General features: G+C 72.5%; 13 protein-coding genes and 1 pseudogene. 10 read left to right on the top strand and 4 right to left on the bottom strand.

The window, feature by feature from the left end:
- Nucleotides 1-39: 39 nt before the first annotated feature.
- The gene (locus IE180_RS32850; RefSeq protein WP_190160597.1) at nt 40-918 is read right to left on the bottom strand and encodes a LysR family transcriptional regulator; all 879 of its coding nucleotides are present in this window, start codon (nt 916-918) and stop codon (nt 40-42) included.
- A 96-nt stretch (nt 919-1,014) separates the two neighbouring features.
- Here IE180_RS32850 and IE180_RS32845 point away from each other — a divergent pair, with 96 nt between their 5' ends.
- From IE180_RS32845 to IE180_RS32820, 6 genes are all read left to right on the top strand, one after another.
- Nucleotides 1,015-1,746, top strand: a complete 732-nt coding sequence (locus IE180_RS32845; RefSeq protein WP_190160596.1) for a succinate dehydrogenase — start codon at nt 1,015-1,017, stop codon at nt 1,744-1,746.
- A gap of 1 nt (nt 1,747) precedes the next feature.
- Nucleotides 1,748-3,736, top strand: coding sequence for a fumarate reductase/succinate dehydrogenase flavoprotein subunit (locus tag IE180_RS32840; protein ID WP_190160595.1), 1,989 nt, complete (start codon nt 1,748-1,750; stop codon nt 3,734-3,736).
- Entirely contained in the window at nt 3,733-4,482 is a 750-nt protein-coding gene (locus tag IE180_RS32835) for a succinate dehydrogenase/fumarate reductase iron-sulfur subunit (RefSeq protein WP_190160594.1), read from the top strand. Before IE180_RS32840 ends, IE180_RS32835 begins: the two co-directional genes overlap by 4 nt.
- Before the next feature lie 294 nt (nt 4,483-4,776).
- The gene (gene melC1 / locus IE180_RS32830; protein WP_190160593.1) at nt 4,777-5,169 is read left to right on the top strand and encodes an apotyrosinase chaperone MelC1; all 393 of its coding nucleotides are present in this window, start codon (nt 4,777-4,779) and stop codon (nt 5,167-5,169) included.
- A 22-nt stretch (nt 5,170-5,191) separates the two neighbouring features.
- On the top strand, nt 5,192-6,019 hold the full coding sequence (gene melC2, locus IE180_RS32825; protein ID WP_190160592.1) for a tyrosinase MelC2: 828 nt from the start codon (nt 5,192-5,194) through the stop codon (nt 6,017-6,019).
- Between the two features lie 209 nt (nt 6,020-6,228).
- A complete protein-coding gene (locus tag IE180_RS32820; protein ID WP_229861141.1) occupies nt 6,229-7,683 on the top strand; it encodes an MFS transporter in 1,455 nt (484 codons plus the stop codon).
- A 245-nt stretch (nt 7,684-7,928) separates the two neighbouring features.
- Here IE180_RS32820 and IE180_RS32815 read toward each other — a convergent pair whose 3' ends face one another.
- The 3 genes from IE180_RS32815 to IE180_RS32805 form a co-directional block, all read right to left on the bottom strand.
- Nucleotides 7,929-8,642, bottom strand: coding sequence for a GNAT family N-acetyltransferase (locus tag IE180_RS32815; RefSeq protein ID WP_190160590.1), 714 nt, complete (start codon nt 8,640-8,642; stop codon nt 7,929-7,931).
- A 107-nt stretch (nt 8,643-8,749) separates the two neighbouring features.
- Nucleotides 8,750-11,107, bottom strand: coding sequence for an ATP-binding cassette domain-containing protein (locus IE180_RS32810; RefSeq protein ID WP_190160635.1), 2,358 nt, complete (start codon nt 11,105-11,107; stop codon nt 8,750-8,752).
- 94 nt (nt 11,108-11,201) lie between these two features.
- Nucleotides 11,202-12,221, bottom strand: coding sequence for an MsnO8 family LLM class oxidoreductase (locus IE180_RS32805; protein ID WP_190160589.1), 1,020 nt, complete (start codon nt 12,219-12,221; stop codon nt 11,202-11,204).
- A 428-nt stretch (nt 12,222-12,649) separates the two neighbouring features.
- Here IE180_RS32805 and IE180_RS32800 point away from each other — a divergent pair, with 428 nt between their 5' ends.
- The 4 genes and pseudogenes from IE180_RS32800 (at nt 12,650) to IE180_RS32785 (ending at nt 15,915) form a co-directional block, all read left to right on the top strand.
- Nucleotides 12,650-13,072, top strand: a complete 423-nt coding sequence (locus tag IE180_RS32800; protein ID WP_190160588.1) for a YjbQ family protein — start codon at nt 12,650-12,652, stop codon at nt 13,070-13,072.
- A gap of 167 nt (nt 13,073-13,239) precedes the next feature.
- Nucleotides 13,240-13,653 (top strand): annotated as a pseudogene (locus IE180_RS36895) (transposase family protein); the annotation flags it as partial.
- Nucleotides 13,654-13,743: 90 nt separating this feature from the next.
- A protein-coding gene (locus IE180_RS32790) for an IS5 family transposase (RefSeq protein WP_373302851.1) occupies nt 13,744-14,567 on the top strand; the annotation gives its coding sequence in 2 pieces (ribosomal slippage) (nt 13,744-14,107 and nt 14,107-14,567; 825 coding nt in all).
- Between the two features lie 181 nt (nt 14,568-14,748).
- Entirely contained in the window at nt 14,749-15,915 is a 1,167-nt protein-coding gene (locus IE180_RS32785; RefSeq protein WP_190160586.1) for a hypothetical protein, read from the top strand.
- The last annotated feature ends 123 nt before the right edge of the window (nt 15,916-16,038 follow it).

Here is a 16,038-nt window from a genome sequence, read left to right as displayed (position 1 = left end):
CTTCCCGGGCCCTCGTCCCCCGGGCGTCCGGCGGGGCGGTCAGGTGCGGCGGAGCAGCAGTTTCTGGAGTTCGCGGGCCGCTCTCGGCGGAGCCACGTCGCTGCGGTGCGCCAGCGCGATGGTGCGGCGCAGGCCCGGCCGGGCGAGGGCCGTCACCCGCAGGTCCCGCCCCGCGCGCGCCGCGACCATCGCCGGCACGACCGCGAGCCCGAGCCCCGCCCGTACGAAACCGAGCACCGCGTCCAGCTCCCCGCCCTCGACGGTGAACGCGGGCTCGAAGCCCTCCGCCCGGCAGGCCGCCACGGTCAGCTCCCGCAGGTCGTAGCCGTGCCGGAACATCACGAGGGGCTGGTCCCGCAGGTCCTTGATCCGTACGGGCCGCCGCGGGGCCGGCTCCGAGGCGGCGGAGACCACGACGAGGTCCTCCGTCAGCAGCTCGACCGTCGTCAGGGCGGGGGAGGGGGAGGGCAGCGGGAGGACGACGAGCGCGAGGTCGAGCGCGCCGCGCGCCAGCTCCCGCACGAGGTCGTGCGAGCCGCCCTCCTCGATGAGCAGCTCGATCCCCGGGTGCAGGTCGTGGAAGGTCCGCAGCACGTCCGGGAGGAGCCCCGTGCACAGGCTCGGCGTCGCGCCGAGCCGTACCCGGCCCCGCTTGAGCTGGGCCAGCTCCTGCACCTCGATGCGGGCCGTCTCCGTGTCGGCGAGGATCCGCCGCGCGAGGGGCAGCAGGGCCTCGCCCGCGTCGGTGAGGGCGATGTTCCCCCGGGCGCGGCTGAACAGTTCCGCGCCCAGCTCCTGCTCCAGGGCCTTGATCTGCTGGGAGAGCGAGGGCTGCGAGACGTGGACGCGTTCGGCGGCCCGGGTGAAGTGACGGGTCTCGGCCACGGCGACGAAGTAGAGGAGCTGCTGGAACTGCATGGCCCCAGCGTAGAGGACACGAATAGGTACAGCCTATCGAGATGAGCCGGACCATGTCTTGGACCTCTCGGGTCCTTCGGCCCTAGCGTCGAGGACATGGCTCTGGCACCCACGAGGGAGCGGACGGCCGCCCGCCCGCCGTCCCCCGCCCCGACCCCGTCCCGTGGATTCTGGTCGTCGACCCTCGGCAAGAAGACGGTCATGGCCGTCAGCGGGCTGATCATGCTCGGCTACCTCGTCGCCCACGTCGCGGGCAACCTCAAGGTCTTCTTCGGCCCCGAGGAGTTCAACGCCTACGGCCACTGGCTGCGCGTCATGGGCGCCCCGGTCCTGCACCACCACTGGGCCCTGTGGATCGTCCGGACCGTGCTCCTCGCCGCCGTCGTCGCCCACGCCGTCTCCGCGTACCAGCTCAGCCGGCGCGACCTGAAGGCCCGCCCCACCGCGTACGTCCACCGCCGCAGGCGCGCCTCCTACGCCACCCGCACCATGCGCTGGGGCGGGATCATCCTCGCCCTCTTCATCGTCTGGCACCTCCTCGACCTGACCACCGGCACCGCCCACCCCGGCGGCTTCGAGGAGGGCAAGCCCTACCAGAACGTCGTCGACACCTTCTCCACCTGGTACGGCAACGCGGTCTACATCGTGGCCATGCTCGCCCTCGGCCTCCACGTCCGCCACGGCTTCTGGAGCGCCGCCCAGACGCTGGGCGTCGGCAACGCCCGCCGCGAGCGCCTCCTCAGGACCCTCGCCGACACCCTCGCGCTCGTCCTGACCGCGGGCTTCGTCTCCGTCCCCGTCGCCGTCATGACCGGAGTGGTGAGCTGACATGAGCTACCTCGACACGAGCTACCCCGACTACGTGACCGGCGAGCCGATCGCCGACACCAAGGCCCCCGCCGGGCCCGTCGCCGAGCGCTGGGACACCCGACGCTTCCAGGCCAAGTTGGTCAACCCCGCCAACCGCCGCAAGCACCGGATCATCGTCGTCGGCACCGGACTCGCCGGCGGCTCCGCCGGCGCCACCCTCGCCGAACAGGGCTACCAGGTCGTCCAGTTCTGCTTCCAGGACTCCCCGCGCCGCGCCCACTCCATCGCCGCCCAGGGCGGCATCAACGCCGCCAAAAACTACCGCAACGACGGCGACTCCATCCACCGCCTCTTCTACGACACCGTCAAGGGCGGCGACTTCCGGGCCCGCGAGTCCAACGTCCACCGCCTCGCCCAGATCTCCGTCGAGATCATCGACCAGTGCGTCGCCCAGGGCGTCCCCTTCGCCCGCGAGTACGGCGGACTCCTCGACACCCGCTCCTTCGGCGGCGTCCAGGTCTCCCGCACCTTCTACGCCCGCGGCCAGACCGGGCAGCAGCTCCTCCTCGGCGCCTACCAGGCGCTGTCCCGGCAGATCGCCGCCGGCAACGTCGAGATGCACGCCCGTACGGAGATGCTCGACCTGATCGTCGTCGACGGCCGGGCCCGCGGCATCGTCGCCCGCGACCTGATCACCGGACGGATCTCCACCCACTACGCCGACGCGGTCGTCCTCGCCAGCGGCGGCTACGGCAACGTCTTCTACCTGTCGACGAACGCCATGAACTCCAACGCCACCGCCGTCTGGCGGGCGCACCGGCGGGGCGCGTACTTCGCCAACCCCTGCTTCACCCAGATCCACCCCACCTGCATCCCGCGCACCGGCGACCACCAGTCCAAGCTGACCCTGATGAGCGAGTCGCTGCGCAACGACGGCCGCATCTGGGTGCCGAGGGCGAAGGGCGACACCCGCCCGGCCGCCGACATCCCCGAGGACGAGCGCGACTACTACCTGGAACGCCTCTACCCCTCCTTCGGCAACCTCGTCCCCCGCGACATCGCCTCCCGCGCCGCCAAGAACGTCTGCGACGAGGGGCGGGGCGTCGGCCCCGGCGGGCAGGGGGTCTACCTGGACTTCGCCGACGCGATCCGGCGGATGGGCCGCGCGGCCGTCGAGGAGAAGTACGGCAACCTCTTCGACATGTACGAGCGGATCACCGCCGAGAACCCGTACGAGGTCCCCATGCGGATCTACCCCGCCGTGCACTACACGATGGGCGGACTCTGGGTCGACTACGACCTCCAGACCACGATCCCCGGCCTCTTCGCCATCGGCGAGGCCAACTTCTCCGACCACGGGGCCAACAGGCTCGGCGCCTCCGCCCTCATGCAGGGCCTCGCCGACGGCTACTTCGTCCTCCCCGCCACCATCAACGACTACCTCGCCCGTCACCCGTCGAGCGAACCCCTCGACGACGACCACCCGGTGGTCCGCGACGTCCTCGCCGAGACCGAGGACCGCCTGAACCTCCTCCTCTCCGTCGACGGCGACCGCACCCCCGACTCCTTCCACCGCGAACTCGGCGAACTCATGTGGGAGCACTGCGGCATGGCCCGCACCGAGGAGGGCCTGACCGAGGCGCTGCGCCGCATCCCCGAGATCCGCGAGGAGTTCTGGCGCCGCGTCAAGGTCCCCGGCACCGGCGAGGAGTTCAACCAGTCCCTGGAGAAGGCCAACCGGATCGTCGACTACCTGGAGCTCGCCGAGCTCATGTGCCTCGACGCGCTCCACCGCGCCGAGTCCTGCGGCGGACACTTCCGCGAGGAGTCCCAGACCCCGGACGGCGAGGCCGCCCGCCGCGACGAGGAGTTCGCGTACGCCGCGGCCTGGGAGTTCCGGGGGGCCGGGGGCCGCCGCCCGGGAGAGCGCGGCACGGCCGCCCCCGTCCTCCACAAGGAGGACCTCACCTTCGAGTACGTCCATCCCACCCAGCGGAGCTACGCATGAGGATCGACCTGCGCGTCTGGCGCCAGAAGAACGGCGACACCGAGGGGGCCATGGTCACCTACGCGGTGGACGGCGTCTCGCCCGACATGTCCTTCCTGGAGATGCTCGACACCCTCAACGAGGACCTCATCCTGCGCGGCGAGGACCCCGTGGCCTTCGACCACGACTGCCGCGAGGGCATCTGCGGCGCGTGCAGCCTCGTCATCAACGGCGACGCGCACGGGCCGGAGCGCACCACGACCTGCCAGCTCCACATGCGTTCCTTCCGCGACGGCGACACCATCGACGTGGAACCCTGGCGCGCCTCGGCCTTCCCCGTCGTCAAGGACCTCGTCGTCGACCGCTCCGCCTTCGACCGCGTCATCCAGGCCGGCGGCTACATCACGGCGCCGACGGGCTCGGCTCCCGAAGCCCACGCGACACCGGTCCCGAAGGCCGACGCGGACTCCGCCTTCGAGCACGCCGAGTGCATCGGCTGCGGCGCGTGCGTGGCGGCCTGCCCGAACGGCTCGGCGATGCTCTTCACCTCCGCCAAGATCAACCACCTCAACGTCCTGCCCCAGGGCTCCCCGGAACGCGAGACCCGCGTCCTCGACATGGTGGCCCAAATGGACGCGGAGGGCTTCGGCGGCTGCACCCTGACGGGCGAGTGCGCGACGGCCTGCCCGAAGGGCATCCCGCTCCCGTCGATCGCGGCGATGAACAGGGAGTGGCTGCGGGCGCGGCGGAAGGCCGGCCGGGGCTGAGGCCGGATCCGGACAATCCGAGGGCGTGGGCTCCGCCACATACGGCGCCCCGGCGCGAAAGATCGTTCACGGAATGATCATCTTCTCCGTAAGATCTTCGCTCCGGGGCGCTTCCGCGCTCCGGAACAGCAAGATCGAATCCGTTCAAAATTGCACTCCCCATGGCAGGTCGGCCATTTCGCGGCCAACCGCCGGTCGGCGATTTCCGACGCGCCGGCACCCCCGGGTACTGATGGGCCCTGCCGGGGGCATATGACCAAACCCCCGGTCGTACCGACCACTTGGGGGTTTCTCATGTCCAGCATCACCCGCCGCCGGGCCCTCGGCGTCGCGGCCGGCGCCGCGGGCGCCGTCACGGCCCTCGCCCAGGCGGGCCCGGCCGCGGCCTCGGCTCCCCGCGCGGCCGCCCCGGCGGCCGACCCCGACCCCGCCTCCTTCGACGAGGTCTACCAGGGCCGCCGCATCCAGGGCGGCCCCGCGCGCGGCGGCGGCCACCACGGGGGACACCACGCGGGCGGCTACACCGTCACCATCGACGGTCGGGAACTGCACGTCATGCGGAACGCCGACGGCACCTGGATCAGCGTGATCAACCACTACGAGCCCGTCGCCACGCCCAGGGAACTGGCCCGCGCGGCCGTCCGGGAGCTCCAGGGCGCCCCGCTCGTACCCCTCACCCTCGGCTGACCGATCCAGGAGCGGCACCACCATGACCGTACGCAAGAACCAGGCCACCCTCACCGCCGACGAGAAGCGGCGCTTCGTCGCCGCCCTCCTGGAGCTCAAGCGCTCCGGGCGGTACGACACCTTCGTCACCACGCACAACGCCTTCATCATGAGCGACACCGACGACGGCGACCGCGTCGGCCACCGCTCGCCGTCCTTCCTGCCCTGGCACCGGCGCTTCCTCATCGAGTTCGAGGAAGCCCTCAAGTCCGTCGACGCGACCGTCACCCTGCCCTACTGGGACTGGACCGCCGACCGCACCCCGCGCTCCTCGCTGTGGGCGCCCGACTTCCTCGGCGGCACCGGCCGCGCCCGCGACGGCCAGGTCACGGACGGCCCCTTCGCCCGGACCGGCGGACGCTGGCCGATAGCCGTCCGCGTCGACGGACGCGACTACCTCCGGCGCGACCTCGGCGCGGGCGGCCGGCAGCTCCCCACCCGCGCCGAGGTGGACTCCGTCCTCGCCGTGGAGACCTACGACACCGCCCCCTGGAACAGCGCCTCCGACGGCTTCCGCAACCACCTGGAGGGCTGGCGCGGGGTGAACCTCCACAACCGCGTCCACGTCTGGGTCGGCGGCCAGATGGCCACCGGCGTCTCCCCCAACGACCCCGTCTTCTGGCTGCACCACGCCTTCGTCGACAAGCTGTGGGCCGACTGGCAGGCCCGCCACCCCCGCTCGGCGTACCTGCCGGCCGCGGGCACCCGGAACGTCGTGGACCTCCACGACACCATGCGCCCGTGGAACGACGTGACCCCCGCGGACATGCTGGACCACACGCCCCACTACACCTTCGACACGGCGGCCTGACGGGCTCCGGACCCCGCCGCCCCGGGCGCCCCCACGGCCGTCCCGGGACGGCGGCACGAGGCATTTGCCGACATCAACGGATGATCCAGGCGAAAAGGAGGAATCGGGAACGCGTGTGCGGGGTACCCGGGCTTTCGCAGGCCGGGAGGCGCACACGTCCGTGTCGCGCGCCGTCCACCGGGCCGTACCCCAGGGAACCAGGAGGACACGTGACCCGGCAAGAGTCGGCGCAGGCCCTGCACCGGCAGCAGGAGGAACCCGGCCCGAACCGCTGGAAGGCGCTCGGCGTCTGCCTCGTGGCGGGCTTCATGACCCTCCTCGACGTGTCGATCGTGAACGTCGCGCTGCCCTCCATCCGCTCCGGCCTCGACACCCCCGAGTCGGACCTCCAGTGGGTGGTCTCCGGGTACGCGCTCGCCTTCGGCCTCTCCCTCATCCCGGGCGGACGGCTCGGCGACGCGCGCGGCCGGCGCAGCGTCTTCATCGTCGGCCTCGCGCTCTTCACGCTCGCCTCGGCCTCCTGCGGAGCGGCGCAGTCGAGCCTCTGGCTGGTGGTCTCGCGGCTGGCGCAGGGAGTCGCCGGAGGACTCGTCTCACCGCAGATCTCCGCGCTCATCCAGCAGATGTTCCGGGGGGCCGAGCGCGGCAGGGCCTTCGGGATGTTCGGCACCGTCGTCGGCATCTCCACCGCCGTCGGCCCCCTCCTCGGCGGGCTCCTGATCCAGACGGCGGGAGCCGAGGAGGGCTGGCGCTGGGTCTTCTACGTCAACCTCCCGATCGGGATCGTGTGCCTGTTCCTCGCCCGGCGGCTGCTGCCCGACACGCCGGACGCCAAACCGGTGCGGCTCGGCCGCCTCGACCCGGTCGGCGTGGTGCTCCTCGGCGCCGCCGTCCTCGCCCTGCTGCTGCCCTTCGTCCAGTCCCGGCAGTGGCCGGGGAACGAGAAGTACCTGCTGCTCCCCGTCGCCGCCGCACTGCTCGCGGCCTTCATGGCATGGGAGCGCCGCTGCGCGCGGTCGGGCAGCGAACCCCTCATCGAACTGGAACTCTTCCGCGTCCGGTCCTACTGGCTCGGCTCGCTGCTGATCCTGCTCTACTTCGCGGGCTTCACCTCGATCTTCTTCGTCAGCACGCTCTACCTGCAGAGCGGACTGCACTACACCGCGCTCCAGGCCGGACTCGCCATCACCCCCTTCGCCCTGGGCTCGGGGATCGCGGCCGGGATCGGCGGCCGGCTCGTGAACCGCTTCGGCCGGCCGCTCGTGGTCCTCGGCCTGGTGATGGTGGCGATCGGCCTCGCCGGGACGGCCTTCGCGGTGCACCAGGTGCCCGGCCGGGGCGCGGGCTGGGCGATGCTCGCCCCGCTGCTCCTCGCGGGGCTCGGCAGCGGCCTGGTGATCTCCCCGAACCAGACCCTCACCCTCTCCGAGGTGCCGGTGCGCCGCGCGGGCAGCGCCGGAGGCACCCTGCAGACCGGCCAGCGGGTCGGCTCGGCGGTCGGCATCGCCGCGGTCGGTTCGGTCTTCTTCGACCAGGTCGCCCAGGACGGCTGGGCCACCGCCTACGACCACGGCCTGCTCGTCTCGCTCGCCTTCGTCGGGGCCTCGCTCGCCGTAGCCGTCGCCGACGTGGTGGCGAGCCGCCGCGCCGACGCCCGGCGCTGAACCCCGCACGTCCGCGCGTCCGCATGTTCACATGTCCGTACGCCCGCGCGTCCGCCCCTCCTCGCGTCCGCATGTCCGGACGTCCGCATGTCCGGACGTCCGGGCACACCGCCGTGGACGTGCGGACGGACCACCGCCGTGGGCGAACATCCGGGCAGGCCCCACCGTCGCGGACGCACGTGTGGACGAACGCGCTGACGCGGACACACCGCCACGGGCGAACATCCGGGCAGGCCCCGGCGCCGTCACGGGGTGCGGAAGCCGCGGAAGGTCACGTGCTTCCGGCCGGTGAAGCCGAGCCGCTCGTAGAGCGCGATCGCCGCCGTGTTCTCCTCGGCCACGTGCAGGAAGGGACGCTCGCCCCGCTCCAGGACGCGGGCGACGAGCGCGTCCAGGAGGTGGGCGGCGTACCCCCGCCCCCGCGCCCCGGGGTCCGTGCAGACGGCGCTGAGCTCGGTCCAGCCCGGGGGCCGGAGCCTCTCGCCCGCCATGGCCACCAGCCCGCCGCCCCCGCGGATCCCGAGGTAGGTGCCGAGTTCACGGGTGCGGGGACGGAACGGCCCCGGCCGCGTGCGCGCGACCAGGTCGAGCATCTCGGGCACGTCGGCCGCGCCGAGCTCGACCGTCTCGGTGCCGACCGCGGCACGGGTCGCCCCGGGCCGGGCACCGGCGGGCCACACCATCTGCCGGCCTTCGAGGACGAAGACCGGCTCCCAGTCCGGCGGCGGGGCCGCCGTGCAGCCGAACATGTCGGCGAAGGCGTCCCGGCCGAGGAGCCGGGCGAGATCGGCCCAGTCCGCCGCGTCCGCGTCGGCGGGCACCGCCGAGAAGCCCGCGACCTCCGGAAGGTACGTGGCGGCGCGGCCGCGCCGGCGGCCCAGCCCCGCGTGGCGGCCGCGCAGCGACTCGCCCACCGGGTCGTCGAGCACCCGGGCGCCGTCGTCCCCGTCGTTCGTCATCGCGTGCCGCCTTTCCTCGGGACCGCCACTGTTCCACAGGGACCGACGGGCGACGCCCACGGCCCCGGCCCGAGCGAGGGGCTCCCCAGGGCCGTCCGGAGAGGGCCTCAGGGGCGTCCGGAGAGGGCCCGGGCCAGGTACGGCGCGGTGCGGCTGTCCGCCGCCCGCGCCACCCCGTCCGGGGGACCCGCCGCCACGATCCGCCCGCCCTGGTTGCCGCCGCCCGGGCCCAGGTCGACGACCCAGTCGGCGGTGGCGACGACGTCCATGTCGTGCTCGACGACGATCACCGAGTGCCCGGCGTCCACGAGGCCGTGCAGCTGGCGCATCAGGACCTCGACGTCCGCCGGGTGCAGGCCGGTCGTCGGTTCGTCGAGCACGTACAGCGTGGGGGAGCGGTGCGGCCGCTGGAGCTCGGAGGCGAGCTTGATGCGCTGCGCCTCGCCGCCGGAGAGCTCGGTGGCCGGCTGCCCGAGCCGCAGGTGGCCGAGGCCCACGTCGAGGAGGGTCCGCAGGCTGCGGGCGGCGGCCGGGGTGTCGTCGAAGAAGGCGGCGGCGGACTCGACGGTCAGGTCGAGGACCTCCGCGACGGTGAGGCCGCGCAGCCGCACCTGGAGGGTCTCGGGGTTGTAGCGGGCGCCGTGGCAGTCGGGGCAGGGCGCGTACGTACTGGGCAGGAAGAGGAGCTCCACCGAGACGAACCCCTCGCCCTGGCAGGTCTCGCAGCGGCCGCCGGGCACGTTGAAGGAGAAGCGGCCCGCCTTGTACCCGCGCGCCTTCGCCTCCTCGGTCTCCGTGAAGAGCCTGCGCACCACGTCGAACAGTCCGGTGTACGTGGCGAGGTTGGAGCGCGGGGTCCGGCCGATCGGACGCTGGTCCACCGTCACCAGACGGTCCACGCCCTCCACCTCCTCGGTGAGCGCGTCCACCAGGGTGGACTTTCCGGAACCGGAGACACCGGTGACCGCGGTGAGGACGCCGACCGGGAAGGCGGGATCCGCCGCCCGCAGGTTGTGCCGGGTGACCGGCCCCGGGCGCAGCCAGCCCGCCGGCTCCCGCACCGTCCGCGCGGGCGCGGGGGCCCGGTCGAAGAGGAACCGCCGCGTCGCGGACTCCTCGACACCGGCCAGTTCCTCCGGCGGGCCGCTGTGCAGCACCCGCCCGCCGTGCACTCCGGCGCGTGGGCCGACGTCCACGAGCCAGTCGGCGTGGCGGACGACGTCGAGGTGGTGCTCGACGACGAAGACCGAGTTCCCGGCGGCCTTGAGCCGGTCGAGGACCACGAGCAGGGCCTCGGTGTCGGCCGGGTGCAGCCCGGCGGAGGGCTCGTCGAGGACGTACACCACGCCGAAGAGGCCCGAGCGCAGCTGCGTGGCGAGCCGCAGCCGCTGGAGCTCGCCGCTGGACAGGCTGGGCGTGGCGCGGTCCAGGCTGAGGTAGCCGAGGCCGAGCTCGGTGACCGTGCCGATCCGGGCGACGAGGTCCGCGGTGAGGACGCGCGCGGTCTCCGAGGCGTCCTCCTCCGCCGCCGTCGACAGGAGGCCGGACAGGGCCGTGAGCGGGAGCGCGGCGAGCTCGGCGACGTTCCGGCCGGCGAAGGTGACCGCGAGCGCCTCGGGCCGCAGCCGGCCGCCGCCGCACGTCGGGCAGGGCGCACTGGTGAGGAACCGCTCCGCCTTCGCCCGCAGGGACGGGCTCTTCGAGTCGGAGAAGGTGCGCAGGACGTACCGGCGGGCGCTCGTGTACGTCCCCTGGTAGGGGCGTTGGATCCGGTCGGCCTCCCGCACCGGGTGCACGGTGACGACCGGCTGCTCGTCCGTGAAGAGGATCCACTCCCGGTCCTTCGCGTCGAGCTCCCGCCACGGCCGGTCGACGTCGTGGCCGAGGGCGTCGAGCACGTCCCGCAGGTTCTTCCCCTGCCAGGCGCCCGGCCAGGCGGCGATCGCACCCTGACGGATCGACAGGCCGGGGTCGGGGACGAGGAGTTCCTCGCTGGTGTCGTGGACCAGCCCGAGGCCGTGGCACGAAGGGCACGCGCCCGCCGTCGTGTTGGGGGAGAAGGCGTCGGAGTCGAGCCGCTCGGCCCCCTCCGGGTAGCGGCCGGCCCGGGAGAACAGCATCCGCAGGGAGTTCGAGAGGGTGGTCACCGTACCGACGGAGGACCGGGCGTTCGGCGAGGACCGGCGCTGCTCCAGGGAGACCGCCGGTGGCAGCCCGGTGATCTCCCCGACCGCGGGCGCGCCCACCTGGTGGATCAGCCGCCGCGCGTACGGGGCCACCGACTCGAAGTAGCGGCGCTGAGCCTCGGCGTAGATCGTCCCGAACGCCAGCGACGACTTGCCGGAGCCGGAGACCCCGGTGAACACGACGAGCGCGTCGCGCGGGATGTCGACGTCGACCCCGTCGAGGTTGTGCTCACGGGCGCCGCGGACGCGGACGTACGGGTCGTGGGAGGGGGCCTGCATGCGTTGGTTCACTTCTGTCCTGGTCGGGACCGTAGGGGGTTCGACCGCGGCGGTGGTCGCGGTCCGCTGGTCGGGTGGAGAGGCGTCCAGTCTGTCAGGCGTTCGGCGGGGTCAGGCCGACGGCCCGGGCGAGACGGCGGTACGACTCGCCCAGCGCCGCCCGGTCGTACGTGCTCGTGGTGACCATGACCTCCTGCGCCCCGGTCTCCTTCACCGCCCGCTCCAGCGCCTCCGCCACCTGCTCCTCCGTGCCGTGCACGTGCCCGTCGAGCCCCGCCTCGTAGAAGCCGCGCTGCTTCTCGGACATCGACAGCCCCTCGATCCGCTCGGGCGCGATGAGCGGCGGGAAGACGCCGAGGGTACGGGAGTACGCCAGGGACCAGGCCTCCGGGACCAGCAGCCGCCGCGCCTCCCTCTCGGTGGCGGCCACGGCGACCGTCCCGGCGACGACCACGTACGGCTCGGCGGCCCACGGGGACGGGCGGAAGGCGGCCCGGTACGTCTCGACGGCCCTCAGCAGCCGCTCGCGGCCGCGCAGGTCGCCGATGACCAGCGGCAGCCCGGCGGCCGCGGCGATCCCGGCGCCGTCCCCGGTCGCGAGGACGAAGGGCGGCACCCGCAGGCCCTCGGCGGGCCGGGCGTGCACCCGGGGATGGGCCGTCTGCTCACCGGTGAACCAGCCGAGGAGCTCGGCGAGCTGCTCCCCGAACCGGTCGGCGGCGTCCTTGTCCCGGCCGAGGGCCCGCCGGACGCCGTCCGTGAAGCCCACCGAGCGGCCGACCCCCATGTCGATCCGGCCGGGGAAGAGGGATTCGAGCACGCCGAACTGCTCGGCCACGACGAGCGGCCGGTGGTTCGGGAGCATCACCCCTCCCGTACCGACCCGGACCTCGGAGGTCGCGGCGGCGACGGCGGCGGCGAGGACCGTGGGCGCGGAACCGGCGACCCCGGGCACGCCGTGGTGCTCCGACACCCAGAAGCGGTGGTAGCCGAGGGCCTCCACCTCCTGGGCGAGGCGCACGGTGGCGCGCAGCGCCTGGGCGGGGTCCTCGCCCTCCCGGGTGCGGGAGCGGTCGAGGACGGAGAAGCGGATGCCGTCGGAGAAGGGGCTCATGGAGGGTTCAACGCGCGGGGCGCGAGGAGATTTCCCGTGGGGCTCCGGACGCGATCCCGCGCGCCGGACGGCCGGCGAGGAGCGCCCCGTACCCGCCGCTGCCGTAGGCGCGCGGCCGACGGGAAGAACTGCGCGGCGCCGCTCGTCGAGCACGACGCGGCCTTCGCCGTGGAGCTCCGCTCACGCGCCGCGGTGCCCGGCCTCGGCCGGGTCCCCGCCGGGGACGGCGGCCGAGGCCCACGCGGACCCGGTGGCGCGCGAGGCGTACCTCGGCCGGGTCCCCCCCCCGACGGCGCGGAAGGAGAGCACCCCGACCGGTCTCCGTCCGCCCCCGGCCCGTCCCCTCGCCCCGGACCGCGACCGGGGCCCCGTCGGGTCATCCGCGTGTGAAGTTTGAGCGGAGAGGCCCGGCCGCCCACCATGGGGGCATGAGCCACGGATTCCAGACCCGCACCCTTGACATCACCACCGGGACGTCGGAGACGGTCTACGACCTGACCCGTGAGTGCTCCTCCTTCCTGGCCGAGGTGGCGCAGGGCAGAGACGGACTCCTGAACGTCTTCACGCCGCACGCGACCATGGGCGTGGCGTTGATCGAAACGGGCGCGGGCAGCGACAGCGACCTGCTGGCGGCCCTGCACCAGCTCCTCCCCGCGGACGAACGCTGGCAGCACCGCCACGGAAGCCCGGGGCACGGCCGTGACCACGTGATGCCGGCCATCGTGCCGCCCCACGCGACGCTCCCCGTGATCGGCGGTGAACTGGCGCTGGGCACCTGGCAGTCGGTGTGCCTGGTGGACACCAACAAGGACAATCCCGACCGTCAGGTGCGCCTGTCGTTCCTCGGGTAGCGGTTGCTGCAGGATCGGCACTGTATGCGGGAAATCCGGCCACACCAAGTGTCGGCCCTGTGCGAGCTCTCTTGCGCGGGCTGGAACTCTGTCGCACGCGAGGAGACTGCGCCCCGCCTGAGTTGTCCTCATCGTGACGTCGACCGACGCCGTGTAGGAACCAGGAGATGAGGTGCCGGAGCCGAAGGGGCTTTCCTCTTACGAGCTGGTGCGTGATTGGGGTGGAAGGGGGGCTGGGTGAGGGTGGGATGATCCAGTCTGTGGGGATCACGGCCGACCGGCACATCCTCGCGCATCAGCTGTTCACAGGGATCTCCCAGCAGCATCCGGCTTGCCTGGTCGAGGAGTTGGCCGTCCCGTGGCAGGCCGTGGTCGAAGGTCGTCGTCACGCGGCACGCGGCGGGGCCAGGAAACGCGGGGCGGGGACCGGTACCCGGCATCGGCTGGTGTTCGTCGACCGGCTGGTCGTCACGCCGATCCATCTGCGGCACGATCTCCCGCACTCCGTCCTCGCCCTGCTGTCCGGTGTCGACCGCTCCACCGTCACCCGTGCGATCGGAGAGATACGCGGGATCCTGGCCGAACGTGGATGCGCGGTCCCCGAACGTCCGGGCCTGCGGCTGCGGATCCTGACGGATGTGTTCGCCTACGCCCGGGCCGAAGGCGTCGAGCTGCGTCTGGACGCCACCGAAGTCCAGGTCCGCCGACCCGTGGCCGGCCGCGGCGGACGCCGGGCGTTCGTCTCGGGCAAGAAGAAGCAGAACACCATGAAGGCCACCGTCATCGCCGACTCTCCTCTGTGCGGGATCTTGTTCGTGCTGCATACCGGGATCCAGTGGGAGTACCTGCCGCAGGAGCTCGGCTTCGGGTCCGGCATGACGTGCCGGCGGCGGCTCGCCGCGTGGAATGAGGCGGGCGTCCGGGACCGGCTCCACACGGTCCTGCTGACCAAGCTGCGGTCGGCCAAGCAGCTGGACCGGTCGAGGGCGGTGATCGACTCCAGCCATGTCCGCGCCGCCCGCAGGGGCCCAAAAGTGGACCCAGCCCGGTCGACCGAGCACGTTCGGGCAGCAAGCACCACGTCCTCGTCGACGGACAGGGCATCCCGCTCGCCGTGTCTCTGACCGGCGGAAACCGCAACGACATCACCCAGCTGCTGCCCCTGCTCGCGAAGATCCCTTCCGTGGCCGGCCTGGTCGGCCGGCCACGACGACCTGACCTGCCGCTGGCCGACCGTGGCTACGACCACGACAAGTACCGCCGACTCGTCTGGGCCCAGGGCATCAAACCGGTCATCGCCCGCCGCGGCGTCCCGCACGGCTCCGGCCTCGGAGTGCACCGGTGGGTCGTCGAGCGGACGATCGCCTGGCTGCACGGCTTTCGGCGCTTGCGCGTCCGCTGGGAACGACGTGACGACATCCACGAAGCCTTCCTCGGCCTCGCCACCTGCCTCATCACCCACCGACACGCCCAACGCCTTTGTCAGGAACTTTAAGCGAACGTGCTGCGTGGACAACGGCACTAGGATGCCGCGGAGTTGTCCAAACGGAGGGATCACTGTGCGAGCGACGCACCGGCACGTCCTACATCTGGCTCTCGTGACCGTACTGACCGTTTTGGCAGGCTGTTCCGACGGTGCGTCCGGGGCGGATGCGGACGCCGGTGCACCGGGTGCGGTGTCCGGCGCCAAACCTCCGGCCGCGGCGAAGGCGAAGGCTTTCGATCCTCCCGCGAAGTTCGGCAACGAGATCGCGCTGCCCGTGGATGATGACATCAAGGCCTGGGGGTTCGCCCTGCTCGGGCCAACCCTGTACCACCGGACCTCCGAGGCCCTCGACGCCTACGACACCCACTCCGGACGGAAGCTCTGGTCGTCCGCCCTGGGACGCAAGGACTGGTACACCGGCAAGGAGGGCCAGCCGAGCGACGACCAGACCATCCCCCCGGTCTTCGCCCAGCAGGACGGGCACACGGGCGTCCTCTTCGCATACGCCGACTACACAAAGGGCTCGGGCACCGAGCGCGACCGGACCGACGTCTACCTGCGTTCCGTCGACGCGGACAGCGGCAAGGTGTCCTGGACCGTCCGGCTGCCCGCGCCAAAGGGAGCGACCGTCGGGGACCTGGAGCCCGCGGTGATCGGTGCCGAGGGCGGCACCGCGGCCGTCAGGGTCATCACCAGCACGGACGATTCCAGCAGTGACGGCGGCCAGAGTGCCACCACCTACGGAGTCGACCTCAAGACCCATCACGTCACCTGGCAGAAGGACGGCTTCGCAGGCGGCGCGCTGGACAGCGGCGTCGTCATCGGTGCCCAGCTCGGCGACGACGCGACTTTCCAGGCCATAGACGGCTGGCACGCCAACAACGATGCCCTCGCCCTCGCGGGTCTGGCCCTCACGGACGGCGCCCCGCGCTGGAAGCAGGACGGCCGTACCAGCGTGGAGGTCGAGCAGGTGGGCGGCGGCTTCTTCGTCGCGGGCTCGCTGCGCGACAGCCGCACGGGCCAGCCCGTCCCCAGCGCGCCGAACGGCAGCTTCATCCACTGCTTCAACGACCAGCGGTCCGTGATCGTGTGCGACACCAAGGAGGTCGCTCGGGCCATCGACGCCCAGAGTCGCAAGGTGCTCTGGACCATCTCGGAGGACGACCCCTCACGGAAGAAGCCCGAGGTTCACAATGCCTTCCACGGCGCCGTCTACGCCACCGCCGGTGCCGACGGCGTCATCCTCGACGCGCGCACGGGCAAGGACCGCGGCCTCTACAACGGCGCGAGCACATACGTGATCAACGAGTACGCCGCCGTGAGCATCGACATGAACGTGTACCCCGCGACCGGGTGAGTTGGGTCGATCTGCGGCCGGCGCGCCGATGCGGCCGACCGCAGCCCGGTCCCGCCGCAACCACCTAGGACTTGTCCGGCCGATCATGTGCGGAGCCAGATGACGAGGGCTGCGGCAGTCGCG

Source organism: Streptomyces litmocidini, from assembly GCF_014649755.1.
GTDB classification, from domain to species: Bacteria; Actinomycetota; Actinomycetes; order Streptomycetales; family Streptomycetaceae; genus Streptomyces; species Streptomyces litmocidini.
This window is presented reverse-complemented; position numbering and strand designations above follow the sequence as displayed.

Coding starts and splice junctions, on each gene's coding strand:
- IE180_RS32850 (WP_190160597.1), bottom strand. CDS start 918: ATGCAGTTCCAGCAGCTCCTCTACTTCGTCGCCGTGGCCGAGACCCGT.
- IE180_RS32845 (WP_190160596.1), top strand. CDS start 1,015: ATGGCTCTGGCACCCACGAGGGAGCGGACGGCCGCCCGCCCGCCGTCC.
- IE180_RS32840 (WP_190160595.1), top strand. CDS start 1,748: ATGAGCTACCTCGACACGAGCTACCCCGACTACGTGACCGGCGAGCCG.
- IE180_RS32835 (WP_190160594.1), top strand. CDS start 3,733: ATGAGGATCGACCTGCGCGTCTGGCGCCAGAAGAACGGCGACACCGAG.
- melC1 (WP_190160593.1), top strand. CDS start 4,777: ATGTCCAGCATCACCCGCCGCCGGGCCCTCGGCGTCGCGGCCGGCGCC.
- melC2 (WP_190160592.1), top strand. CDS start 5,192: ATGACCGTACGCAAGAACCAGGCCACCCTCACCGCCGACGAGAAGCGG.
- IE180_RS32815 (WP_190160590.1), bottom strand. CDS start 8,642: ATGACGAACGACGGGGACGACGGCGCCCGGGTGCTCGACGACCCGGTG.
- IE180_RS32810 (WP_190160635.1), bottom strand. CDS start 11,107: ATGCAGGCCCCCTCCCACGACCCGTACGTCCGCGTCCGCGGCGCCCGT.
- IE180_RS32805 (WP_190160589.1), bottom strand. CDS start 12,221: ATGAGCCCCTTCTCCGACGGCATCCGCTTCTCCGTCCTCGACCGCTCC.
- IE180_RS32800 (WP_190160588.1), top strand. CDS start 12,650: ATGAGCCACGGATTCCAGACCCGCACCCTTGACATCACCACCGGGACG.